Annotated in this window: 17 protein-coding genes; 10 read left to right on the top strand and 7 right to left on the bottom strand. The window is 66.3% G+C overall.

Annotated elements, in window-relative coordinates:
• Window positions 1-14: 14 nt before the first annotated feature.
• Window positions 15-3,011 carry a glycosyltransferase family 39 protein gene (locus AACH32_RS07090; protein WP_338606087.1) on the bottom strand — a complete coding sequence of 999 codons (2,997 nt, stop codon included), beginning with the start codon at window positions 3,009-3,011 and terminating at the stop codon, window positions 15-17.
• 266 nt (window positions 3,012-3,277) lie between these two features.
• On the opposite strand from AACH32_RS07090, the gene AACH32_RS07085 reads away from it, so the two are divergent.
• The 3 genes from AACH32_RS07085 (at window position 3,278) to AACH32_RS07075 (ending at window position 9,095) form a co-directional block, all read left to right on the top strand.
• Complete coding sequence (locus tag AACH32_RS07085) at window positions 3,278-5,941, top strand: YfhO family protein (RefSeq protein WP_338606086.1); 2,664 nt, start codon at window positions 3,278-3,280, stop codon at window positions 5,939-5,941.
• A 152-nt stretch (window positions 5,942-6,093) separates the two neighbouring features.
• Window positions 6,094-6,828, top strand: a complete 735-nt coding sequence (locus AACH32_RS07080) for a polyprenol monophosphomannose synthase (protein WP_338606085.1) — start codon at window positions 6,094-6,096, stop codon at window positions 6,826-6,828.
• Window positions 6,825-9,095 carry a discoidin domain-containing protein gene (locus tag AACH32_RS07075; protein ID WP_338606084.1) on the top strand — a complete coding sequence of 757 codons (2,271 nt, stop codon included), beginning with the start codon at window positions 6,825-6,827 and terminating at the stop codon, window positions 9,093-9,095. The genes AACH32_RS07080 and AACH32_RS07075 overlap by 4 nt, the downstream gene beginning before the upstream one ends.
• 482 nt (window positions 9,096-9,577) lie before the next feature.
• Here the strand turns inward: AACH32_RS07075 and AACH32_RS07070 are convergent, their stop codons facing one another.
• Window positions 9,578-10,534: a UbiA family prenyltransferase gene (locus AACH32_RS07070; protein WP_338606083.1), complete on the bottom strand. Its 957-nt coding sequence runs from the start codon at window positions 10,532-10,534 to the stop codon at window positions 9,578-9,580.
• Between the two features lie 367 nt (window positions 10,535-10,901).
• Here AACH32_RS07070 and AACH32_RS07065 point away from each other — a divergent pair, with 367 nt between their 5' ends.
• Entirely contained in the window at window positions 10,902-13,289 is a 2,388-nt protein-coding gene (locus tag AACH32_RS07065; RefSeq protein ID WP_338606082.1) for a glycosyltransferase family 39 protein, read from the top strand.
• On the opposite strand, the gene AACH32_RS07060 is transcribed toward AACH32_RS07065, so the two are convergent.
• A complete protein-coding gene (locus tag AACH32_RS07060) occupies window positions 13,286-13,963 on the bottom strand; it encodes a glycosyltransferase family 2 protein (protein ID WP_338606081.1) in 678 nt (225 codons plus the stop codon). The genes AACH32_RS07065 and AACH32_RS07060 overlap by 4 nt on opposite strands.
• A 166-nt stretch (window positions 13,964-14,129) precedes the next feature.
• Between AACH32_RS07060 and AACH32_RS07055 the strand changes: the two genes are divergently transcribed.
• The 4 genes from AACH32_RS07055 (at window position 14,130) to AACH32_RS07040 (ending at window position 18,281) form a co-directional block, all read left to right on the top strand.
• Window positions 14,130-15,125, top strand: coding sequence for a lysylphosphatidylglycerol synthase transmembrane domain-containing protein (locus tag AACH32_RS07055; RefSeq protein WP_338606080.1), 996 nt, complete (start codon window positions 14,130-14,132; stop codon window positions 15,123-15,125).
• Window positions 15,126-15,129: 4 nt separating this feature from the next.
• A complete protein-coding gene (locus AACH32_RS07050) occupies window positions 15,130-16,065 on the top strand; it encodes an NAD-dependent epimerase/dehydratase family protein (protein ID WP_338606079.1) in 936 nt (311 codons plus the stop codon).
• A 225-nt stretch (window positions 16,066-16,290) separates the two neighbouring features.
• Entirely contained in the window at window positions 16,291-16,998 is a 708-nt protein-coding gene (locus AACH32_RS07045; RefSeq protein ID WP_338606078.1) for a sugar phosphate nucleotidyltransferase, read from the top strand.
• On the top strand, window positions 16,995-18,281 hold the full coding sequence (locus AACH32_RS07040; protein WP_338606077.1) for a protoporphyrinogen/coproporphyrinogen oxidase: 1,287 nt from the start codon (window positions 16,995-16,997) through the stop codon (window positions 18,279-18,281). Before AACH32_RS07045 ends, AACH32_RS07040 begins: the two co-directional genes overlap by 4 nt.
• Window positions 18,282-18,789: 508 nt before the next feature.
• Here the strand turns inward: AACH32_RS07040 and AACH32_RS07035 are convergent.
• From AACH32_RS07035 to AACH32_RS07020, 4 genes are read right to left on the bottom strand one after another with little or no spacing between them, the layout of a single operon-like run.
• Complete coding sequence (locus AACH32_RS07035; protein ID WP_338606076.1) at window positions 18,790-19,473, bottom strand: transaldolase family protein; 684 nt, start codon at window positions 19,471-19,473, stop codon at window positions 18,790-18,792.
• A 3-nt stretch (window positions 19,474-19,476) separates the two neighbouring features.
• Window positions 19,477-20,013, bottom strand: coding sequence for a D-glycero-alpha-D-manno-heptose-1,7-bisphosphate 7-phosphatase (locus AACH32_RS07030; RefSeq protein WP_338606075.1), 537 nt, complete (start codon window positions 20,011-20,013; stop codon window positions 19,477-19,479).
• Window positions 19,995-20,594, bottom strand: coding sequence for an SIS domain-containing protein (locus AACH32_RS07025; RefSeq protein WP_338606074.1), 600 nt, complete (start codon window positions 20,592-20,594; stop codon window positions 19,995-19,997). Before AACH32_RS07025 ends, AACH32_RS07030 begins: the two co-directional genes overlap by 19 nt.
• A gap of 11 nt (window positions 20,595-20,605) precedes the next feature.
• Complete coding sequence (locus AACH32_RS07020; protein WP_338606073.1) at window positions 20,606-21,595, bottom strand: hypothetical protein; 990 nt, start codon at window positions 21,593-21,595, stop codon at window positions 20,606-20,608.
• A 177-nt stretch (window positions 21,596-21,772) separates the two neighbouring features.
• On the opposite strand from AACH32_RS07020, the gene AACH32_RS07015 reads away from it, so the two are divergent.
• Together AACH32_RS07015 and AACH32_RS07010 are read left to right on the top strand one after the other, a co-directional pair.
• On the top strand, window positions 21,773-23,278 hold the full coding sequence (locus AACH32_RS07015; protein WP_338606072.1) for a hypothetical protein: 1,506 nt from the start codon (window positions 21,773-21,775) through the stop codon (window positions 23,276-23,278).
• Window positions 23,271-24,368 carry a hypothetical protein gene (locus tag AACH32_RS07010; protein WP_338606071.1) on the top strand — a complete coding sequence of 366 codons (1,098 nt, stop codon included), beginning with the start codon at window positions 23,271-23,273 and terminating at the stop codon, window positions 24,366-24,368. The genes AACH32_RS07015 and AACH32_RS07010 overlap by 8 nt, the downstream gene beginning before the upstream one ends.
• The last annotated feature ends 1 nt before the right edge of the window (window position 24,369 follow it).

Below are 24,369 nucleotides of genomic sequence, written 5' to 3'. Positions count from 1 at the left end.
GGGAGACAAGGGGGCTAGCGGGGCGCGGGGGCGGGAGAACTCCCTTTGATGGCAAGCTTTTTCAGCTCCCCTTCAACCCAGGCCCGCGGCTCGCTCCCTCGGGGCAGCTCGGACTGGGCTTTTTTCAGACGGCTCAGGGCCGCCTCGGGCTGGCCGCTGGCCAGCAGGGCCCGCACTTGGCTGGTGAGGCCGGGGGCGAAAAGCGGGTCCAGGCGCTCCACCCAGGCCAGCATGGCCGCGGCCATGGCCGGGCGCCCCTGGCGGCGCATCAGCTCGCCTTGGGCCCAGAAGGCCCAGCGGGCCAGGCGGGCCAACTGGGGCCGGACCGCCACCCGCAGCTCCACCCCGTCCAAATGCAGGTTGGAGCCTGGAGGGCAGCGTAGCTCGAAACTCCAAAGCCGGTCCGGTCCCGCGGCGGGCAAGGCCATCTCCAGGGTCCGCCGCCGGGTGCCCTCGCCCAGGTCCTCGGGGCTGATCTCCCGGCGTACCAGTAAATCCTCCCCCCGCGGTCCCTTGGCCGTGGCCACCAGCTCGCCCAGGGGCTGGGCCGGGGCCTGGGCCGGGTCGGGACGGCTCAGGCGCAGGCGCAGCGACAGGGGCCAGGTGGGCCAAGGCTCCTTGAGGGAAAAGCGCTCCCCCCGGCCCTTGCCGCCCTTGGCTGGCCAAGCCTCGAAATCAAAAGAAGGGTGTTCCCGGCGCGCTTTCCCGTCCTGGCCCGGTTCCAGGGCTTGGGCCGGGTAGCTCCGGGTGAGGGAATTGGCCAGCAGGTCGGGATAGAGACCGGCCCAGTCGGCCAGATGCTCCAGCCACTGGGGATCGGAGGACGAGTCCAAAACCAGGGCGGCCAGGCGCTCCTGGGCCGGGGCCTGTCCCTCCAGCAAGAGCCCGGCGGGCTGCACCCTGCCCTGCTCCAGCAGGGCCGCCGCCAGCAAGGCCCGGGGCAACAGGGCCGCGGGACGGGCGGCATGAGCCTGCTCCAGCAAGCGCTCGGCCAACTCCCAACGCCCCTGCTCCAGGCAGCGCAGGCCCAGGCCCAGGGGATCGCCCAGCAGGCGCAGGACCACCGGGCCGGGGCCCTCCACCCACAGGGTGTAGGGATAGACCCGCTCCACGGGCGGGGGCCAGCTCAGGGGCCGGTCCGTGAAAACCTCGCGCTGCCCCGGCTCCAGGCGCAGCCGCTGCTTGCGCGGGCCCTGCTCCAGCTTCAGGCTCACCGGCTTACCGCCCAGGTTCACCAGTACCACCCCCACCGCCAACAGGGGCTGGGGCGGACGCAACACCCGCACCGCGCGGCCCGGTCCTCTCACCAGGGCCGTGGCGCCGTCGGCGCTGTAGGCCCGGTGGTTGGTGTAGACCACCGCGTAGGGCGCGGGGGCGATGGAAGGCGGCCGTTCCAGACCCAGGCTCTGGGTCTGCTCCAGGGATGGCCGGGCGGCATAGAAGCGCAGATAGGGGTCCACGAACACCGGATACTTGAAGCGGCCGGGCAGCTTGTCCGCCGGTTGGTCATATCCCAGGTCGAATTCCTTGACCAGCTGCCATTTGGCGAAACCGTCCAGCAGGCGGCCCATTGGGTTGCGGGGAATCTTGGCCCACTGGAAGAAATAGCGATCCGCGTCGCTGGAGGAAATCAGCACGAAATTGTCCTGGCCCTCGTAATCGGCCAGGTTTTGCGAATGATAGAACGCGGTGGATCGGGCCACCTGGGGCACGCCGTAGCCGCCTTGGAACAGGCGGGCCGAGGGCGGCAGGTCGGCCCCGGCCCAGCGGTCGGCCGAAATCCGGGTCTCTTCCTGCCAAAACAGGTAGGCCCCGGAGACGGTGCGCCCCAGGGGGTGGACCATCAGGGCCAAGGCGGCCAGGGCCCACACGGCGCTCTTGCCCCGGCGCGGCACCTGGCCCACGGCCCAGGCCAGGGGCAGCAGGGCCAGGCAGATCAACGGCGGCACGATACTGGTCAGGTCGCGCTCGGCCAGGCGGTGGGAGATGAACAGATAGGGGAAGTAGTAGAACAGCGGGTAGGCGGCCACCACCCACGCCGCGCGGTAGCGCCGCCACAGGACCAAGGCCAGGCCCAGGGCGAACAGCGCCACCAGCTCCCAGCCGATGGCGTCGCCGATGGTGTGGGCCGACCACACCAGGCGGTCGCCCAGGGGGCTGTTGAAAAAGGAGATGTGCTCGGCGAAGTGGGGCCGGGTGAAGTTGTGCACCTGCTCGGCGTACTTGAACAGGGGGTTGTCCTTGGCCAGCAAAAATCCGGGATAGCCGGCGATCATGCCCAACACCCCGCCCAAGGCGAACAGGGCGGGTTGGCCCAGCAACCAGCGCGGCCAGCGCGGCCGCCGCTCCCAGACCACGGCCAAATGGGCGGTGACAAAGGCGAAGAGGATCACCCCGCCGTTGGCCTTGGTGGTCAGGGTGAGGCCGAAGGCCAGCCCGGCCACCAGATAGCGCCACCAGCGGGGGTCTTGATACAGGCGCACCCCGGCCCACAGGCCCAGTGTCACGGCCAGGGCCAGGGGCACGTCCACGGTGAGGTAGTGGCTGTGCACCACCAGCAGGGGGTTCACCGCCAGCAGCAGCGCCCCGGCCAGCCCGGCGGCCCGGCTGAGCCCCAGCGAGCGGACCAGGGCGTAGAGGACCCAGACGTTGGCCGCGCCCATGATGGCCACCCACAGGCGGCCCCACAACAGGTAGGGGATGGCCGGAACCTGGACGTAGGCCGGGCCCAGCAGCACCAGGAGCTTGCCCAGAAGCATCTGGACCGGGATGTAGGTAAAGCCGGCCACCAGGTAGAAGGCCTGGTGCCAGATGACCGGATGGGGATAGTACCAGTGCCCTTGGGCAAAGGAGGCGATGATGTCGGCGGCCCACTCGTCCGGATGCATGCCCGCCGGCCAGTCCAGGCCCCACAGGCGCAGCGCCAGGCCCAGGGCGACAATCGCCGCCAGGGCCCAAGAGGCCCAGGAGATATTGGGCCTCCAGGTTATGAGCGTACGCGGGCCGTCCAATACTCCAACCTCCCGCCACCCGACCAGGCGGCCCCTCCATGATATACGCTGCCCGGTCCGCGCGCCGGGAAAAGACCTCCCCAAAACACTTCCCCGCCCCGCGGCCGCAGAGCCGATCAATCTTAACCCAGCCCTCTTGCCATCACAAGGCCGCGGCCCGGCTGTTTAGACCGCACTATCAAGGCGTTGACCCCGACGCGCTTGACAAGGCGGGGAAAAACGGACCATTCTTGGCATGACCCTGCTCCTCAAGCATAAGGATTTTCATGATCTATTCCCAAGGCAGCGGCTCATGGCGCGACAGGAGCGGGGTCCTGGCCTGGACCCTGGCCGGGGCCGCCCTGGTGGTGACGCTTCCCTGGCTCCAGCGCTGGTACTACCTGTGGCCGGAAATGGACTACCGCCTTTTCTGGGGGTGGGACTTCCTGGAGCTGACCGCGCAACGGGCCTATTTTTACCGCGAGTTGGCCCAAGGCAAGCTGGCTTTGTGGGACCCATTGATGTCCATGGGGGTTCCCTTCATGGAATACCTCTTCGATCTGTTCAACCCCCTCTCTCTGCTCAACGTCTTTTTCCTCGAGGAAGGGCTGCTGCGCAGCGCCTATCTGCAAAAGGTGCTCACCGCCTACTGCTCCCTGGCCGGCCTGGGGGCCTTTTTGCTGGGCCTGCAACTGGGGCTGGGCCGGGCGGCGGCCACGGTGATGGGCGTGGTCATGGGCTGCATGGGCGTGGTCACGGCCCACAGCGAACACTCCATGATGATTCAGAGCTTTTGCTGGGCCCCGCTGGTGCTTTTGTGCCTGCACCGGGCCCGTCAGGGCCACGGCCTGCTCAACGCCGCCTGGGCCGGGGTGTTTTTGGGTTGGAGCTTCATGGGGGGCATGCCCCAGGTTTTCTATTACGTGGGCGTGGGGGCCAGCCTGTATTGCCTGTACGTGACGCTCGGCGAATACAACCGGGGAGGCTGGCGGCCCGCCTGGCGCCTGGGTGTGGCCCCCTATCTGGTCATGGGCCTGGCCGCGATGATTTGGGCCTTGCCCAGCCTGATCCACCTGGCCGCGGCGGCCCTGGGCGACCCGCTGGGGGTGCACGAGCACGGGGCCCTGGTGGGCTTTCAACGGCGCGATTTCCTGGCCCAGGGATCGGGCGATTGGTGGATTCTGGCCCATTTCCTGGCCCCCAAGCTGATCATGGGCCACGCGGAAAATACCGCCTACGTGGGCATCATCCCCCTGGGCCTGGCCCTGATGGCCGTGGCTTGGGTGCGGGGGAGCGAAACCGGTTTTTACAAGCTCCTGGGGCTGGCCGGGATCATCTTGATGATGGGGGCCAACCTGGGGCTGCACAAGGTGCTCTGCGCCCTGCTGCCCGGCTACGACCTTTTCCGGGAAACCGTGCGCTGGATGTTCCTGTTGCACCTGGCCCTGTTGGTGCTGGCCGGCTACGGCCTGCACTGGCTGCTCTACCGGTCCCAGGCCCCGGAGCTGACGACCCTGCGGCGGTTTTTGGCCGCGCTGGCCGGAATTCTGGTGGCCCTGTTGCTGGCGATCATGGCCGTGGAGGCCCTGCACGCGGACTGGTTCGGCTTTGACCAGAGTTTCCCCATGGCCAGCCTGCTGACTTGGCTGTTGTTTTGCGTGGGCGCGCTGTGGTGGGCGGTGCTGCGCCGCGCCCAGGGGGCGAGGCCCCGCCTGGTGGCCCTGTTCCTGGTGGCCATGGTGGCCCTGGACCTTGGCTTCTATTACCTCCCCAAGTATGTTGCCGGCGATCCTTCCAGCCACCACGACCCCAGCAAGCCGCGTCCGCATCTGGAGGCTTCTTACGCCCGGCTTGCCGGCCTGGCCGGCGGCCGGGACGGGGGGCGGGTGTTGGCCCAGCGTACCGGCGGCGCGTTGGGCTACCAGTACCCCATTTATCTCTCCCACTTGAATTTCATCAATCCGCCGGGCGGCTACATGGACCGCCGCCTGCCCCTGGGGTTTTGGCAGACCTGGTGGAAGGCCGAGGCCAATCCCCGCTATCCCCAGCTGTGGGCGGTCAAGCTGGTGGACGCCAAGAGCCCGGTGGCCCAGGCCAGCCGCGACGATTGGAGCCTTTGCGGCTACAGCCAGTCGGCGGTGCGCCTGGATGCCCCCGTCCCGGTGAAGGAGCTCAGCCTGCGCGCCTCGGCCCTCTTGCCCGGCCAGGCCCGGCCGGACGAGCTGGTGGCTCGGGTGGCCCTGGTGCGCCAGGGACGCGTCATTGTCCAGTGGCCCCTGCGCCAGGGCCGGGAGGTGAACGGCCAGGTCATTGCCCTGCAAGCCCCGCCGGAGGCCCAGGCCGACGCGGTGCTCTTGGCCTCGAGCCATCCCATCGCCCTGGTGGGCATAAAGGAACTGCGCCTGGACGGACGGCCTCTCGCCGACCGCCCCTGGCTGGCGCCCGGCCCGCCCGGCTACCTGGTCAACCGGGCCTACCTGGGCCGGGCCTGGTTCGTGTCCCGGGCGGCGGTGGTAAAGCCGGACTGGGAATACGAGCACGTGCTGACCTCCATCGATCCCTCCCGGACGGTGGTTTTCCGCGCCCCTCCCCCCAAGTGGCAAGCGCCCCAGGCTCCGGCCCCGGATGCCGGCGGCACGGTGAAGACGCTCTCCTGGCAAGACCAGGACATCTCACTGGAGGTGACGGCCCAGCGTCCCGGCTGGCTGGTGCTCAGCCAAAGCGCCCACCACGGATGGCGGGCCACCTTGGACGGCAAGCCCGCGCCCATCGCCATGGCCTACGGGTTCATGGCCGCCGTAGCGGTCCCTCCGGGCAAGCACACGGTGCGGCTGGTCTACTCCGAGCCCTGGGTCAAGGCCTCCCTGGGCGCGCCGCCCCTGCTGCTTTTGCTCCTGGTGGGCGCCTGGTTCTGGATCCGCCGCCGCCACCGCCGGCGCTCAGCCGCCTAGCCGGCCGGTCCCCGGCGCGGCGGTCAGCCTCGCCGCCGGCGGCCGACTCCCCGCGGGGGGGCTCAACTCGTCCAGGGGCAAAAATCTTTTGCTAACTCGGCTAATTTGGATAGACTTGACCGCCAACAACGTTTGAAGTCGAAAGAATGCCCATGGAAGTTCTGGTCGTAATACCCACCTACAACGAAGCCAACAACATCCGTCCCCTCAGCGAGGCCCTGCTGGGCCTGGAGCTGGACCTGGGCATCCTTTTCGTCGACGACAACTCGCCCGACGGCACCGGCCGCATCGCCGATTCGCTGGCCAGGGAAAATTCGCGCATCCACGTGCTCCATCGGCCCGGCAAGCAGGGCCTGGGCACCGCCTACCGCGAAGGCTTCGCCTACGCCCTGGCCAACTTCGACGCGCCGCTTATGGCCCAGATGGACGCCGACTTTTCCCATCCCCCCGAGGCCCTGCCCGCCCTGGTGGCCTCCGCCCGCAAGGGGGCGGTGGGCATCGGCTCGCGCTACGTGCGCGGCGGCGGGGTGAAGAACTGGGGACTGGGCCGCCGGTTTCTCAGCAAAGGGGCCAACATCTACGTGAGCACCGTGCTGGGCCTTCCGGTGCGCGACCTAACCGGGGCCTACAAATGCTGGCCCCGCCAGGTCCTGGAGCGCCTGCAGTTGGCCAGCATAGGGGCCCAGGGCTTCGCCGCCCTGCCGGAAATGGCCTTTCGCGCCCACCGCCTGGGCTTTCGCCACGAAGAATCGCCCATCATCTTCGAAGACCGCCGGGTGGGCCAGTCCAAACTCAGCGGCTCCATCGCGGTGGAGGCCTTTCTCAACGTGTGGCGCGTGCGCTTCAACAAGAGCTTCGATCCTTCCGAAGCCCCTTCCGCCAAGTGAATCCGGGCGAGCCTCCCCGGCGCCCCAAGGCCTGGCAAACCGCCCTGGGCCTGGCCGCTTGCGTGGCCTTGTATTGGGCGGTGCGCCTGTGGCTCATCTCCTGCCCCTCGCTCAGTCAGGTGGACTACGACGAGGCGGTCACCGGGCTGATGGCCCTGGATATAATCGACGGCAAGCACCATATCCTATTCTGGGGCCAGCCCTACATGGGCACCCTGGAGGCCTATCTGGCCGCCCTGCTGTTCAAGCTGTTCGGGCCCAGCACCCTGATGCTGCGCTTGGCCCTGCTCGTCTACGGCAGCGCCGGGGTGTTGGCCCTGTTCGCCCTGGGCCGGGCGGCCGGGGGGCGGCGCCTGGGCTTTTGGGCCGCCTGCCTCTGGTCGCTTCCCCCCCTGTTCTTGAGCTTTCAGGGGGTGTACGTCACCGGCGGGCATTTGGAAGCGGTGGTGGCCGGGGCGCTGCTGTTGGCCGGGGCCTGCCGCCTGGCCTTTGACCCTCCCCGCCGCGAGGGCCTGTGGGCCCTGGGCCTGGGGGTGGTGGGCGGCCTGGGCCTGTGGTCCAGCCTGCTGATCCTGCCCCTGGTGGCCGCTTCCGTGCTGGGTCTGGGCCTGGCTCGGCCCCGGTGGCTGCTGGGCCGGGGGCCCTGGCTGGCCGGGCTGGGCCTGCTGGTCGGGGTGGCCCCTCTGTTAGCGTGGAACGCCGAGCATCATTGGCTCACCCTGGTGCAGGTGGGCGGATCCCAACTGGGCCGGACCTGGTCCAACGCGGCCATGCTCCTCAAGTCGGTGTGGGGCCCCATGCTCATCGGGGCCTGGTGGGACGGGCGCAGCGTGGCCGGGCAGATGCCCCTGGCGGCCCCGGCGGTGGTGCTGCTGTTGGTCTATCTGCCCGCCCTGGGCCTGGCCGTGGCCGCCCTGGTGCGCTGGGCCCGCCGCGCCTGGAAGCGGCAGAACCCCTGGCGATCGCCGGCCGACCTGATAATCCTGGCCCTGTGGGTGCTGTTGTTTTTGCACGCCTCCAGCGGACACGGGCACAAGGCCATCCTGCGCTACGCCACCCCCATGATGATCCCCCTGACCGTGCTGGCCGCCCTGTGGCTGGTCAAGGTGAGCCAATGGCGTCACCTGGCGGGGGTGGGGCTCATGGGCGGCCTGCTGTTGTTCAATCTCTACACCCACCATCTGTATCTGGAGCGCTTTGCCCAGACGCCCCACCGGCCGGTGGAGGCCCTGCTCGCGGTTCTGGAAGACGAGGGGGTGAATTTCAGTTACGCCCATGGCCGGGTGGCCCTGCCGCTCACCTTCGAGAGCCAAGGGCGGCTGTTGGCCGCGGACTTTTTCGGGGCGCGCAATCTTAGCCATCTGCGCCAGGTGGACGCGGCGGACCAGCCGGCCTGGGTCACCCACAAGCGCCTGGCCGTGCCCGCCCCCGCCATGCTGGACCGCGCCCTGCGCCGCCTGGGGGCGTGGAAAAGTCCCCTGGAGGTGGAAGAGTACGTGGTGTGGCACGACTTCGATCCCGCACCCACCCTGGTCCCCCTGCCCTCCCGGGACTGGCGCGCCCACTCCGAGCAGGAGCATGCCGCGTCGGTCTTGGACCGCAACCTGGGCACCGCCTGGCCGGGCGATAACCAGCGGCCGTCCCGGCTGTTGTTGGACCTGGGCCAGGCCCGGCCGGTGGCCCGCTTGAGCCTTTTGCCCCCCTTCAATTGGCGGGGCAAGCCGGGTATGCTCTACAACCTCAGCGTCCAGGGATCGCTGGACGGCAAGACCTGGCAGACCCTGGCCGGGGGCAAGGGAAGCATGGCCGGGCTCACCTGGCGGGGAAAGCGGGTCAAGCTGGCCCCGGTGCCCGCCTTGGAGTTCACTTTCGAGCCCCAAACCGTGCGCTGGCTGCGCCTGGAGGTGAAGCCGGGCAATCCTTCCTGGCCGGCCCTGAAGATCGCCGAAGTGTTCGTTTATGAACCGGCCGCGGACTCCCACTCCTGGCCCCCCAGGGCCCAGGAGCAGCTCCGGCGCGGCCAACGGGCCCTGGCTGCCTGGGGCCAGCGCCCCACCGCCCCCTTCCCGGCGGGCCACTCCGCCTTTGCCCGCTTCTGGGCCTCCCAGGTAGACTGGCCCGAAGTGGTGGGCCACCTGCGCCGGGCGGCCTGCCAGGCCCCGGAATGGGAACAACCCTACCGCCTCCTGTTGGAGGCCGCCCGCAAAAGCCGGCGCAGCCCGGCGGACCTGCTGGACGCCGCCCCTTGCCCGCCGAAGCAATCCTAGCCCCAAGCCCCGAGTAAAACCGGGTTTCGCGCATCACCTAGGACCCGGGCGTCCTGGAGTGGGGCTCCGGCCGCCGCGCCCCTCAGGCTTGTTCGGGCGCGCTGAACGTTGCAAATATCGGATCGTCCAAGGAGCGGAAGTTGGCAAGGTCCGCGCAGGGCCGCCTGGATCTTATCAAGCAATGCGCGCCGGCCCTATCCCCGCCCTTTGCATCAATTGCAGCAGTCCCCTGGGATGCGGCTTGAGTATGCCGACGCCGTGGTCCCGGGCACCTGCAATATCATCAGCCGACAAGCCCAACGCCGCGACCTTGGCAGCGGCCGGATAGTCGGAATGAAACACCGTTGCGCCAGACAGTGGGCCAACAACTCCAGCATCATCTTGCGGCGCAAGATCCTCTGGTCGTAGAAGGTTCCATCCACGTCGAAAACGACAAGTTCGATGTCACGCCAAGTCTGCGCATCGAACCATGTCGCTCTCCACTATGGCAGCACGATGTATTTTTGAACGGCCAAAGTCTCGATAAACGGCATATCGATAAATAATGCCAGCAGGAACAAAACAAATAGGGCCGACATGGTCACAATTAAATTACGCTCATGTAATAAATTCTCCGGCTTTTGAGCGACCGACCCCGGCTTCATGGAAATGGCCAAATAGTAACAGAAAAGGTAGGTGGTCATTGGCAGCAAAATTATAAATTCAACCCGATATTTTATGAAAAACACCGCCATGAAAAAATTGGACATCATCGCGTACGCCACGCACGAAATAAGCAATGACAGTTCGCTATAATGCAAAAAACTTTTGCGATACTTCTCTAGTTCTTCCCTCTGCCCCGCTGCATTCGTCTCCCGATATTCGCTCAATCGTTTGGCGGCCATCAAGAATGCGCCCCCCAGCCAGTAAGCCAAAATTATCGAGGCGGGGGGAAGAGTGGTCGGGTCAATCATTGCCCAGCCGATTGTCAAGCGGATGGGGTTGTTAATTGATTCCGAAACGACGTCAAGATAAGCGCGGTCTTTGCTGCGCAGCGGCGGGACGTTATAGAATATGCCTTGCAGTACGAATAGCGACCCGGCGATAAACATGACTTTGCCCGCGAGCCAGGCGGCGCCCAGCCCGATAAAAACCAGCCCCCCCCACATCAGCCAAACCACACGAGGGTCAAGATTGAACTGGATTGCCGTGCGCCATGATTTATCAGGGTGGAACTTGTCGAAATTTCGGTCGAGCCATTCGTTTATGGCATAGTTGGCCGAGGCGATGGACAAGGCAACTATGCATCCGAAAAGGATGTTGGCCCATTGGATATGCACGTGCTGATAACGAAGAATATAGGCCAGACATATCCCGGGTATTATGAAAACGTGCTTTGTGAAATGATCAAAACGACAAATCGCCAAATAATCTTTAAGAGATGGTTTGTGAACGCTCATATTGTTAATTCAAACTACCTTTATGCCGATGGTCTGAACCACCTCTGGGTCTATTAAAACTACTTGGCGCGAGCCATGGACTCTCTTGGCTCACCGTGGCCACAACATGCCATATCCAGTTCCACGGAGCGAGTATTTTTATCCCCATCCGAGCCTGCCTGGAACGCCCTCATGGAACTGAACAGGATGAATTTTACCAGCTAACGAGTACCCTCGACACCGCCGGCCGCACAGGTCGCCCCGGTATGATCCCGACTCCAAGCCCCTTGTAAAGCCGGGCCTCGCTCTTTACACTGGCCCCAGGCGTCCCGGAGCGGGGCCCCGGCCGCCACGCCCTTTAATGGCCCGGCCCCACGGCGGAAACAACTTGGCCTTGATCCCAGGTCCCCAAGCGCCCCCGGCCCCTCCCGGCGAAGACCGTCCCTCGGGCGGCCTGCGGGTGGTCTGGTGGCTCATGGGCATCGTGCTGTTGGGGGCCCTGGTACGCGGCCTGTACCTGGCCTGGCCCTATCTGGACAGCGACATCGCGGTGGTGGGGCTCATGGCCCGCCACGCCCTGAACGGCGATTTCTACGCCCTGTACTGGGGCAACCACTACGGCGGCAGCCTGGAGCCGATCATCGCCGCCGGGGTCTTCGCCATCTTCGGCTCCGGCCCCCGCGCCCTCAATTTCACCGCCGTCCTCATATCCTTAAGCTACCTGCCCCTGCTCTACCTCCTGGGCAAGGAGATCATCGGCCGCCGGGCCGGCCTGGCCGCCGCCCTGCTGGCCGCCCTGGGGCCCTACATGCTGGTGGCCTACTCGGTGGTGGCCCGGGGCCTGCACGTGGAGATGCTGCCCCTGGGCGCCCTGCTGCTGTGGCTCACGGTGCTCTTGCTCAAGGCCGGACCCGCCGGCCCCGGCCAGACCGCCATCCTGCTGGCCTGGGGGCTCACCGCAGGGGTGGGGGTGTGGACCAACCCCCTGTTCGTCTATTTTTTGCCCCCCACCCTGTTCCTGCTGCTCTACAGCGCCCCCCGCCTGCTGATCATGCCGCGCTTTTGGTTGATGGGCCTGGCCGCCCTGCTGGGGGCCGCGCCCCTCATCTATCACAACTGGCTCACCATGGGCGGCACCCTGCACTACATGGAGATACCCCGGCCCAATTCGGGCATCCCGGCCAACCTGTATTTCCTGCTGCGCCACGGCCTGCCCGCGGTGGTGGGGGCCACCTGGTTCAAGAAGAGCTGGCTCCTCCCCGGCCTGGGGCCGGCCCTGGCCCTGGCCGCCGGGCTCAGCCTGGCCTGGGCCCTGTGGCGCTGGGGTGGGGACCTGGTCAAGCGCCTGGGCCGCAAACCGGAGACCAGCGGCGGCGAGGTGCTGCTGCTCACCCTGGGCTGCGTGGCCTACGTGTTCTGCGCGGTGGGCGGAGCCGACTCGGGCTCCTTCCGCTACCTGCTGGCCCTGTACATACTCTGGCCCCTGGTGGCCGCCCTGGCCTGGGATTGCCTGCGCCGCCGGGGCGGGCTCTGGGCCGGGCTGGGCTGGGCCTTTCTGGCCCTGGTGGCCGGGGGCAGCCTGTGGGGCACCGTGGCCTTCTCGCCGTTCAACCACGCCGGACAGCGGGCCGTGGCCAATGCCATGGGGCCGGAACAAAAGGCCCTGACCAGCGCCCTGAGGGAGATGGGCATTCGCTACGCCTACGTGAACGACTACTGGATGGGCATGAAGGGCACCTTTTTGGCCGACGAGGAAGTGATCCTCCTGCCCTTTGACCACGAGCGCCACCCTCCCTACAAGGAGGCGCTGCTGCGCGCCCCCCGCTTCGCCGTGGTGATGCTGGGCGAGTCCAACGCCAAGGTCACCCGCCAAAGCCTGGCCACGGTAGGGGCCAGCTACCGGGAAAAGCGGGTGCAGCCCGGTTGGCACGTGTTTTATGATTTCGAGCCGCCCCAGCGCAAGCTGGCCCTGGTGGACACCCGCCCCTGGAGTCTACGGGGCGGCGAGGGCGCGGCTATGTGGGACCGCGACGCCGCCACCCGCCTCACCTGGCCCCAGAGGCCGGGCAGCGGCCCTACCCTGGACCTGGGCGGGAAGGTGGAGAAGGTGTGCCAGGTGCTCATCTTCCCCGGTCGGGCCGGCCTGTTGCCCAGGGAGCTCAAGGTGCTGGGCAGCAGCGACGGCGAGCGTTGGCGGGAGTTGGCCAGGGCCCAGCCCTACCTGCCCTTCCATTGGAGCGCCGAGCGGCTGAACCTCAGCCTCCGGTCTCCCTGGCAGGAGATTCGCTTCGCGCCCGTCGCCCTGCGCTATCTGCGCCTGGAGCAGACCGGCCAGGCCAGGGGCGATTGGGCCATAAACGAGCTGCTGGTGGGCCGCCTGGCCCGGACGGAGCCTCCGGCCTCGCCGGTTTTGGCCGCGCAAACCCTGGCCAAGACCACCTGGGGCCTGGACCAGATATGGGCGCCCCCGACGCTGCGGGCCTGGTTGCCCCCTCCGATGCGCGTGGGCCCGGCCACAAGGCACCGCCCGGCCTGGCTGCCGCCCTATCTTTACGCCATGGAGTTGATGCCCGGGGATGAGCCCCTGAGCGTGGCCGTGGAGGGCGAGATGGCTCCCGCCGCGGCCCAGGCCCTAAGCCGGGCGGGCTACGCGGCCAGCGAGCAGCCTCTGCAAGGCTGGGTGTTGCTCCAAGCCCAGCCCGGCCCGCTGACCCGTCCGTTGTACTGGGCGGGCCTGCTGCCCTTGGCCGTCGGCAAAAACAAGACGGGGGATTAGCTGCCGAAACGGACCTTGAGGATGCGCTTGAGGGTCCACCAGGCGCTTTTCAGGGGGTCCAGGGTGCTCTCCCCGGTGCGCTCGTCATAGGGGATGAAGATCGTCTGGAGCTTCTTGCCGTGGGCCATGGGCTTGAGCAACAGCTCCACCGGCAGGGCCGAGCCGTTGGCCTCGAATGCCATTTCATCGAACAGGCTGGTGCGGTAGGCGCGCATGCCCGAGTGCAGGTCGGTGATGCGCCGCAGGAACAAGACGCTGGCCAGCCAGGCGAAGCCCCAGTTGGCCAGGTAGTTGATCCAAGGCATGGAGGCGGGCTTTTTTTCCAGGCGCGAGGCGTCCACCACGTCGGCCTGGCCCGAGAGCACGTAGTCGGCCATCTGCATGATGCGGTCGGTGGGGTAGGTGTCGTCGCAGTCCAGGGTGACCACCACCTGGCCGGGTGCCGAGGTGAGGGCCCGCATCATGGCCGGGCCGTAACCCTTGGGCGGAAACTGGCGCAGCACCTCGGCCCCGGCCGCCGCGGCGATCTCGGGGGTGCGGTCCTTGGAAGAGTCCACCAAAAGGATGTGGGCCTGGGGCGCGGCTGCCTTTATGTCGGCGATCACCTTGCCCACGGCCCGCTCCTCGTTCATGGAGATCATGGCCACGGTGATCTGGGGTTCGCTTGGGCTCATTATGTCCGTCCTTTCGCGAGGCTAGATTTAGCATATCCGCACGGGCCGCGCCACCGCGCGCGGTTGCCAAAGCCTTGGGGCTCTGATAGGTTGAGCAATCGTTGGTCCGGGGCTTTTGGCCCCCGCAACCGCAACCCACGCCATGGCCCCTTCGGCCGGGATTGCCATGAAAAGCCTCGCCAAGCGCCTGATACTCCTTATCATCACCGCCCTGTTCCTCTACCTGGTGCTGCGCAAGGTGGAGCCGGCCAAGCTGTGGCAGGCCCTCACCCAGGTCTATTGGCCCCTCTTGCTGCCGGTGGTGCTGGTGTATCTGGCCGGGTTCATCCCTCGGGCCCAAAAATGGCGCATTATCCTGGGGCGCATCAAGCCGGTGGGCCTGGGCGACTGCCTGGGCTACATCCTGGTGGGCTGCGCGGCCAACTCCCTGTTGCCCGCCCGCCTGGGCGAGCTGGTGCGGGCCTTTATCTGTGGCCGCCGGGAACAGGTGCCCGCCACCTCGGTGCTCTCCACCATCGTGCTGGAGCGGGTGCTGGAGGTGCTCTCGTTGCTGGTGCTGTTGTGCGTGGCGGTGTGGCTAACCGGCCGGGGCGAGCTCTATCGCCTGGCCCTGGTGGGCCTGGCCCTGTGCCTGGGGCTAATGGCCGGGCTGTTCTGGTTGCAGCGGCGGCCCGGCTGGGTGCTCAAGCTGACCGCCCTGCTGCCCTGGGAGGGCCTGCGGGAGCGGGCCCAGGGCTGGCTGACCACCTTTGTGCAGGGCCTGGCCGTGGTCAAGAGCCCCTCACGCCTGGCGGCCATCATCGCCCTGGGCTGGGCGGTGTATCTCATAGAGGGGGCCGCCTACTGGCTCCTGGCCTACGCCTTCGATCTGCAGGTCACCTACCCTCAGGTGCTGTTCGTGCTTTGCTTCATCTTCGTGGGCATGACCATCCCCTCCACGGTGGGCAACATCGGCCCCTTGCAATACTTCTGCGTGTTGGGCCTGGGCTACTTCGGCGTGGACAGCTCCCAGGCCCTGATCTACAGTGTTTTCATCAATGCTCTGATGTATTTGACCGTGCCCTTGGGCCTGGTCTACCTGCATGCCTACGGCGCCACCCTGGGCGGCCTGCGCAGCCGGTTCGGCGCGGGCAAAGGGGCGGCCCCTTCCCTGGAGGAATAAGTCAATGCGCACCTTTATCACCGGCGGGGCCGGCTTCATCGGCAGCCACATGGTGGACGCCCTCATAGACCAGGGCCCGCTCACCGTGTTCGACAACCTCTCCTCCGGATCCCTGGACTTCTTGAAGGACCACCTGGATCACCCCAACTTCAATTTCGTGAAAGGCGAGCTGTCCGACCTGGAACTGGTCGTCAAGTCCATGGCCGGGCACGAGCGGGTGATCCACTACGCCTCCAACCCGGACATCGCCCGGGGCATGCTGGAGACCGACCTGGATCTCAGGGAGGGCACCCTGCTCACCTACAACGTGCTGGAGGCCATGCGCCTGAACCAGGCCCGGGAGATTCTCTACACCTCGGGCAGCGGCATCTACGGCGACGTGGGCACCCTACCCACCGCCGAGGACTTCGGCCCGCTGCTGCCCATCAGCTTCTACGGGGCCTCCAAGCTGGCCTGCGAGGGGCTGTTGAGCGCCTTTTGCCACCAGTACGGCATGACCGGTTACGTGCTACGCATGGGCAACGTGGTGGGTGGACGCCAGACCCACGGGGTGGGCTACGACTTCATCCGAAAACTTAAGAAAGACTCGCATAGTCTCGAAATCCTTGGCGATGGCACCCAGGCAAAAAGCTACGTGCACGTCAGCGACGTCATCGCGGCCATGCTGTTCATCATGGCCAACACCAGCGACCCGGTGAACGTGTACAACGTGGCCGCCGACGACGTCTTGGACGTCACCTCCATCGCCAAGATCGTCATCACCGAGATGGGCCTCAGCGGCGTGAGGCTGGCTTACACCGGCGGCGACCGGGGCTGGAAGGGCGACGTGCCCCAGGTGCGCCTGGTGCTGGACAAGATTCACAGCCTGGGCTGGCAGGCCAAGCACACCTCGGCCCAGGCGGTCACCGCCTCGGTGCGGGCCATGTTGAGCGAAGGCTAGCCCGCGTTTTTCATTAAGGTTGGGCGGCAATGATATTGAGTTTATTAGATTATGGGTTGTACCAGGGCCCGGCACAGCCAGCCGCCGGCAGACAAGGCGTCTGGCAAGCGAGGCCCGCAGGCGTAGCCGCCAGAGCTACGTTGAGGACCGAGCGCAGCCAGCAACGCCGTATGCGGGTGGCTGGCGCAGCCGGACGCACGACCTTTATGAAATACGCGGGCTAAAATGCAGGCGGCTATCATCGCCGGGGGCCTGGGCACCCGTTTGGGCGCGCTGACCAAGGACGTCCCCAAGCCCCTGGTGCCGGTGGCCGGGCGGCCCTTTCTGGACCACCAGCTGAAGCTGCTCCGGGCCGGCGGGGTGGACAAGGTGGTCTTGTGCATCGGCCACCTGGGTGAGCAGATCCAGGACTTCGTGGGCGACGGCTCCCGTTGGGGCCTGGAGGTGGCCTACAGCCTGGACGGCCCCGTCCTGTTGGGCACCGGCGGCAGCCTCAAAAAGGCGGCCCCCCTGCTGGAGGAGCGCTTTTTGCTCACCTGGGGGGACAGCTATCTGGAGATCGAGCACCGCCGGGTGTGGCAGGCCTTTTTGGCCTCGGGCCTGCCGGCCATGATGGTGGTTTGGCGCAACCGTGGGGCCAAGGAGCCCAGCAACGTGCGCCTGGCGGGCGAGCGGGTGGCCGACTATGACAAGTGGTCGCCCGGCCCGGAGTTCGACTGCATCGACTACGGCCTCAGCGCCCTGAGCCGCGAGGTGCTCGCGGCCATACCCGAGGGGGAGCCCTATGCCATCGAGGAGGTGTTCCGCGACCTGGCCCGCCGGGGAGAGCTGGGGGCCTACGTGGTGGAGCGGGCCTTCATGGAGATAGGCTCGCCCGCCGGTTTGGCCGAGTTGGAGGCCCACCTCAGGGCCCGGGAAGGAAAGCAGCCATGAGTGAGCAGGCCGAGACCACCATCCTGGGCGGAGGCCTAACCGGCCTGAGCCTGGCCCAATACCTGGAGGGCGAGACCCTGGTGCTGGAGGCCGAGGAGCGCCCCGGCGGCCTGTGCCGCAGCTTCGTGAAAGACGGCTTCACCTACGACATCGGGGGGCACATCCTGTTTTCCCGGGACCAGGCCCTGTTGGCCCAGCTCACCGCCTGGCTGAAGGGCAACCTGCTTGAGCAGCGGCGCAACAACCAGATCTGGTTCCAGGACCGCTTCGTTAAGTACCCCTTTGAAAACGGCCTCTACGCCCTGGACAAACAAGACATCTTCGAGTGCCTCATGGGCTTTCTGGAGCGCAGCGAGGCAGAGCCGACCAACCTGGAGGAATGGTGCCGCTTCCGTTTCGGCCGGGGCATCAGCGAAAAGTACCTGATCCCCTACAACGACAAGATCTGGAAGCGCCCGGCCGCCGACATCTCGGTGCACTGGGTGGAGCGCATCCCCAGCCCGCCCACCGCCGACGTGGTCAAGGCGGCCATCGGCATCGAGACCGAAGGCTACACCCACCAGCTCAACTTCCTCTACCCCGAGCGCGGGGGCATCGAGTCGTTGACCAACGCCCTGGCCCAGGGGGTGAACCTGGTCACCGGCTTTAGGGCCACGGCCGTCAAGAAGACGGCCCAGGGCTGGGAGGTCAGCGACGGCCAAGACACCTACGCCTGCCGCCGCCTTATCTCCACCATCCCGGTGATGGACCTGGCCGCCTGCCTGCAAGGCGCGCCGGACGACGCTCGCGGCGCCTGCGCGGCCCTGCAATACAACAGCGTGATCCTGGTGATGCTGGGGGTGGGGCACACCGGCCTGGCCGACAAGAGCGCCGTCTACATCCCCGACCCGGCCCTTCTGCCCCACCGGGTGTGCTACATGAGCTACTTCAGCCCCTTCAACGCCCCGGAGGGCTGCTCCCACCTGGTGGCCGAGATCACCGTGCCGCCGGGCGATGCCCTGCTCGGCGCCGGTGAGGACGAGTTGGTGGGCCGGGTGGCCCGGGACGTGAGCGGCCTGTGCGGCATCGACGAGAGCGAGATCATCGCCAGCCAGGCTCAGCGCATCAAGCACGCCTACGTGGTCTACGACCGCGACTACCTGGCCAACCGGGCCAAGGTCTACCAGTGGCTGGAAGGCCTGGGGCTGCACACCTGCGGCCGCTTCGGCTCCTTCGAGTATCTGAACATGGACCAGTGCCTGGAGCGGGCCCGGGATTTGGCCGCGGAACTTAATAAAGAATAAGGGAAGAGGCCAATAAGGTAAGAAAGAGCGGGCGGGGGTTGGTCCGTCCGCCATTATATCTTCGCCCTGTGGATTTGATGCGGGGAGATGGGGAGATAAGGGGAGCAGGTAAGGAAAGGTGAGGCGTCGGTGTTGGACCGCTGGCCTGGTAATTACCGCTACGAGATGGTTGAGGCGCGGCGCAATTAGGCTCTACCTGCTGCGCCCACGCCAAGCGCCTCGCCGCACGACAAACGACCTCCCCCACCCTGCGGCAACCCTTCTTTTTACTGCCTCCCATTCCCCGCAGTTCACTTTGCACAGTCTCGACCCCAAACTAAAACCCGGCCCTCCTTTCGGAGGACTGGGCTCTTGATTTCTTCTTTATCAGCGACCCGGCACAGCCCTGGGGCTGGCTGGGCGTGTCTGACTAGGCGCCCGGCGAGCGAGTTCCGGAGACGTAGTGAACCTACGTCGAGGAACGAGCGATGCCGGCAACGACGTCAGGCGCGTTCAGGCGGCCCCAGCCTCAGCACATTTCACATTTTTTGGCATCATCGAGAAACATCCTCACGGTCTCCTTGCTGTAAGGATGCACCAGCATGCCCGCCAAGATGTCCGGGGTCACGGTGACGATGTGGGCCCCGGCGTGCAGCCAGGTGATCACGTTGTTGATCTCGCGCACCGAGCCGATGATGATCTGGCTGTCCAGCCCCTGCAACTCCAAGAGCTCGCGCAAGCGGCTAATCTCGTCCACCGCGTCGTAGCCCATGTTGTTCACCCGGCCGCCGAACAGGGAGACATAGGAGGCCCCGGCCAGGGCGGCCAAGAGGCACTGCTGGGCGCTCATCATGGCCGTGGCGTTGACCCGCACGTCGTATTTGGTCTCCAGGGCGTGGATCACCTCGATGTTTTCGGTCTCGCCCTCGGGGCCGTGGATGGTGATCTTCACGTTGATGTTGTCGGCCAGGGAGGCGAACTCCCGGCCCTGCTCGATCATCTGGGCGGGGTCGTTGCTGGTCACCTCCAGCGACAGGGGCAAGGGCGCGATCATGGCCGCGATCTCCTGGGCCCGCTTTTTCATGCCCGCCGCGCCGCCGGTCACCCCGTCCTTGAGCAGGATGGTGGGATTGGTGGTGACCCCGCGGATCACCCCCCAGCGCAAGAATTTCTCCACCTGCTCGATTTTGCCGCTGTCCAGGAAAATGGCCATTGCCTATCCTTGCTCCAAAATTAAATCAACTGCTTGGGCCAGGCCGGCCACCCGTAGGCGGGCCTCCACCTGGGCATTGTAATCGGTGGCTATCAGCACGCCCCGCACCCCGGCGGCGCGGGCGGCCTCCATGTCCTTGTACCCGTCGCCCACCAGCCACGAGGCCGCCAGGTCCAGGCCGTGCTCCGCCGCCGCCTGGGTGAGCATGCCGGGCTTGGGCTTGCGGCAGGCGCACTGGTGATGGTCGTCGTGGGGGCAGAAGCGTATCTCGTCCGGCCCCGCTCCCTGGGCCAGCTTTTGGTGCATGGCCTCCAACTCATCATGCTCCAGCAGCCCCCGGGCCACATCGGGCTGGTTGGTCACCACGATGACCATATAGCCCGCCGCCTTCAGGCGGGCCACCTGCTCCCCCGCGCCTGGCACCAGAGCGAACTCATTCAGGCCACGGGGCGAGGCGGGTGATCCGCCGCGCATCACCACCGGGTTGAGCACCCCGTCGCGGTCCAGGAAAACCGCCCGTTTTATTTTACCGACTCCCACTTCATCTCGTTGCGCAGGATGTCGGGATGCGATACCAGCAGGTGCCAAACCACCGCCTGGAAGGCCTCGGTGTGGGGGGTTATGGTGGCCTCGTTCACGGTGGGGATCACGATGACCGCGTCGCCCACCTGGGCGGTGTAGCCGCCGTCGCGCCCCACCACGCCCAGCACCTTGGCCCCCACCTCCCGGGCCAGCTTGAGGGCCTCCACGATGTTTACGCTAATGCCCTTTTCCAGGTTGCCGCCGCCCACGCTGAACACGAACACCCCGTCCTTGGCTCCCAGGCGGCTGGTCCTCAGCCAACGGGCGAACACGCCGTCCCAACCCTCGTCGTTGATCAGGGCGGTCAGCTCGCTCACGTTGTCGGTGGGGGTGTAGCACTCCAGGCCCGCGATCTTGCGGAAGTCGTTGACCGCGTGGTTGGCGTTGCCCGCCCCGCCGCCCACGCCCACGAAGAACAGGCGGCCGTTTTGCTCCCTTATGGTCTCGATCACCCGCACCATCTTCTCGATGGCCGCCGGGTCCAGGGAGGCGGCGATGCGCTGGGCTTCCTCCAGATATTGCTTGGCGTACTGGCTCACGGACAGGCTCCTTATTTGCGCAGGTTGGCCACGATCTTGGCCCCCTCGAAATCGAAACGGAAGGGGAAGTACCTGAGACCCATGGCGCTCAGGCGCTGGATGACCTTGGCCTTGGTGCCGGGGCAATAGAACATGAAAAAGCCGCCGCCGCCCGCGCCCATGATCTTGCCGCCCAGGGCCCCGGCCCGTAGCGCCTCCTCGTAGGCCTCGTCGATAAAGGGATTGCTGATGGCCGTGCTGAGCTTCTTCTTGGTCTTCCAATGCTGATGCAAGAGCTCGCCAAAGGAGTCGAGGTCGCCCTTTTCGAACAAGCGGCGGGTCTCCAGGCCGATCTGCTTTATGCCGTGCAGGCGCTCGATCACCCCCTGGTCGTCTTCCAAGGTCTTCTGGTTCTGCGAAGAGAGGATGTCCGAGGCGCTGCGCTCGATGCCGGTATAGAACAAACCGATGTTGTACTCCAGCTCCACCAGCTTGCCGCCGCTCATCCTGAGCGGTTCCACGTGCACCGTGCCGTCGGTGTCAAAAGTCAGGGCGGTCACCCCGCCGAAGGCAGCCATGTACTGGTCCTGCTTGCCGATGGGCGCGCCCAGGATGTCGATCTCGATGCGGCATGCCTCCTCGGCCAGCTCGCGCAAGGAGGCGAAATCCCTGGTGTAGGAGCGCAGAGCTGTGAGCAGGGCCACGGTGAAGCTGGAGGAGGAGCCCAGGCCGCAGTTGGCCGGCACGTCGGCGATGGAGGAAAGCTCCACCTGGTTTTCCACCCCGGCCAGGCGCAGGGCCTCGCGGAATATCTTGTGCTGCACCTGGTCCACGTTCTCGACCACTTCGGTCTTGGAATAGGACAGCTTTATGGAGCGTTCGAAGCGCTGGTTGATGCAGATGAAGATATATTTGTCGATACCCCCGGCGATGAGGAAGCCGCCGAACTTGGAGTAGTAGGAAGCCAGATCGGTGCCCCCGCCTCCCAGGGATATGCGCACCGGCGCCTTGGAGATAATCATGCGGTATTCCCGGCAAAGGTTAGGCGACAGCGGACGTTGCCGCCCGGCCGCGATGCTGCTCACTTATTAGCAGGTCGCGCGCCGTTTGGCAATCAGGGCGGCGGGTTGAGTTGCCCCCCTGGGTGATGTTGCGTATATTTGGGCCAGCCAGTTAAGCCCCAAGCCCCCTGGAGCCTGATGCCGAGACTTCTCGAGAGCCTGCCGGCCATGCCGGCCCCGCCCTACTTGACCAAGGCCAACTTGCGCTTCGCGGGCCATGTGGCGATCATCCTGCTCCTTTTGGGCGGCTTCGTGTTTCACGCCTCGCGCAACCTGCCCCAGCACGCCATAGACCACGACGGCAACCACTATTTGTGCATGGCCTACAATCTGGTGCACCACGGCATCATCAGCACCCAACGCACCCTGACCCCCCATCCCTGGCTGGACGCCTGGCGCTCACCGGGCTACCCCGCCTTTTTGGCCCTGGGGGTGGCGGTGGTGCCCGGCCTGGACCTGCCCTTGCCCAGCTTCCTGAGCGACGACCTGCTGCCGCTCAAAAAGTGGCAACTGGGCTGGCTGCTCCTGGCGGCCATCCTGGCCGGGGTTTTCGTGTGGCGGACCACCGGATCGCCCTGGCCGGGCTATCTCAGCTTCGCGGTGGTGGCCTACAGTCCGGCCCTGATCTATTTCATCAACCGGTTTTACAGCGAGGCGGGCGCGGCCCTGATCATCCTGTTCCTGTCTCTGGCCCTCTACCGGGCCCTCAAGCGGCCCAGCCTTTGTGCCTTTGCCCTGGCCGGGCTGTTGTTGGGCCTGGGGGCCCTCACCCGGGCGGCGCTGATGTACTGCTGGCTGCCGCTGATGATCTACTTCGCCTTGCTGGCTTGGCGCAGCCGCCTTCCCAGGGGCAGGTTGCTGGCGGGCATGGCCGTCTTCACTCTGGCCTTCGCGGTCCCGGTGGGGGCCTGGATGGCCCGCAACCACTACCACTATGGCCGCTGGATGCTGACCTACCGTAGCGGCCTGGTGTTGGAAATTCGCTCCAACTACGCGGTCATGACCCCCAAGGAGTATCTGGCCGCCTTCATCTACTACACCCCCTGGGTCTACCTGAACCCTCTGGTCCAGGAGTCGGCCACCCCGGGCAACCAGCGTTGGGACCCGCCAAAGCACCAAAAGCTGTGGGGTGCCGATCTTTACCAGGCCACCCTGGGCAGGTTCCTGACCATGGATGATTTCAACCACCTGCGGGAGTGGAACCGGGGCGACTCCTTTGAGATGAGGGGTCAGCACAACTGGACCCGCAACATCAATTGGTTGGGCCACTACACCGTGGGTGACACCTACAGCCAAAAGGCGGCCATTCGCAAGATATTGGCCAACCCCTGGGGCCATCTGCTGGCCTCCATTCCCCTGGCCTGGCGGGGCCTGTTCGCGGACACCTGGTGGGTGGCCCTGCCCGGCTTCGTTTGCCTTTTTTATCTGGCGGTGTCTTCCCTGCGCCGGCGCGATTGGCCCCTGTTGGCCTTTGTGCTGCCCTCCATTTACATGTACGGCTTTCACAGCCTGATAACCGCCAACTATGCGCGTTTCAACTCACCCTTGGTTCCCATTTTGGCCGTCTGCCTGGGCCTGTGCGCCCACCGCCTGGCCCGGCGTTGGACTAGGCGGCGCGAGGCCAAGGAGCCGGCCCATGCCTGAGGTTTACTTTTACGCCATTGATGTCGCCAACCGTTGCGTCACCCTGGAACTCGCCGGGCTCAGCCATGGTGAGGCGGAAAAACGCCGCCGAACCCAAAGCCACGCCATGAGCCGGGAAGCGGGGAAAATCATGACCATGGTCCGACGTCTCGCCGCCTTGATCCTGTGCCTGGCCCTGCTGGCCGCCGCTCCGGCGGCCTGGGCCCAGGGCGATCCCCTGGCCGGGGACTTCGCCCCCCTGCCCGGCCCCCAGTGGCGCATCCAGGAGGACCGGGGGGTGAGCCTGGCGGTGCCCAAGAACTGGTACGGCTTTTTCTACGTGGGGCTGAGGCATTTCTACGGCTGGTGGGCCCGCAAGACCGCGCCCCTGTACACCAAGATGGAGTTTTCCCTGTTCGGCTATGACCAACTGCCCGAGCCGGGCCTGGCCGACCGGGTGCGCACCGAGGCCTTGGGCCAGGCCTCGCTGGTCGGACGGCCCGCCCTGGTCTTTGAGCAGACCGAGCTGGAAGGCACCCGCGACGCCCGGCGGCGGTCCATCCTGATCCTCAAGCAGCCCCTGCCCGGCGGGGGCCGCCTCTGGGCCGTGGCCGACAGCGACAGCAAGCTGTGGGCGCAAAACCAGCCTACCTTGGAGGCGATTCTGGCCTCGCTGCGCATCGAGCCCTTCTTTTTCGTGCTGGGCTCCCAGTGGCGTCTGGCCGAATGGCGGGGCATGTACGTTTCCTTGCCCTGGTCCTGGGAAGGCCGGAGCCTGCCCGGCGGCTACGTCTGGCAGGGCAAGGCGGACGAAGGCCGCGAAATGAGCCTGGAGCTGCACCAGGAGGCCCTGCCTCCCCTGGAGGGCTATCAATTGCTGGGCCAGTCGGTGGTGGACCGCCGCCGGCTCAGCGTCTACCAGAAGCGGGCGGAGGGCAGCTACGAGCTCATGGCCGTGGTGCACCGCAGGTTGCCCGATGGGGGCCATCTGTGGGCTCGGGGCCACCTGTGGGGCCAGGTGGGGGCCGAGGATTGGGCCCTGCTGGGCCCGGCGCTCAAGACCATGCTGCGCTCGCTGCACATCGATTGGGAGCTGTTCCCGCCCCAGTAGG

This window comes from Desulfoferula mesophila (assembly GCF_037076455.1).
GTDB lineage: Bacteria > Desulfobacterota > Desulfarculia > Desulfarculales > Desulfarculaceae > Desulfoferula > Desulfoferula mesophila.
Note: the sequence above shows the minus strand (reverse complement) of the source record. Positions and strands in the feature narration are given on the sequence as shown.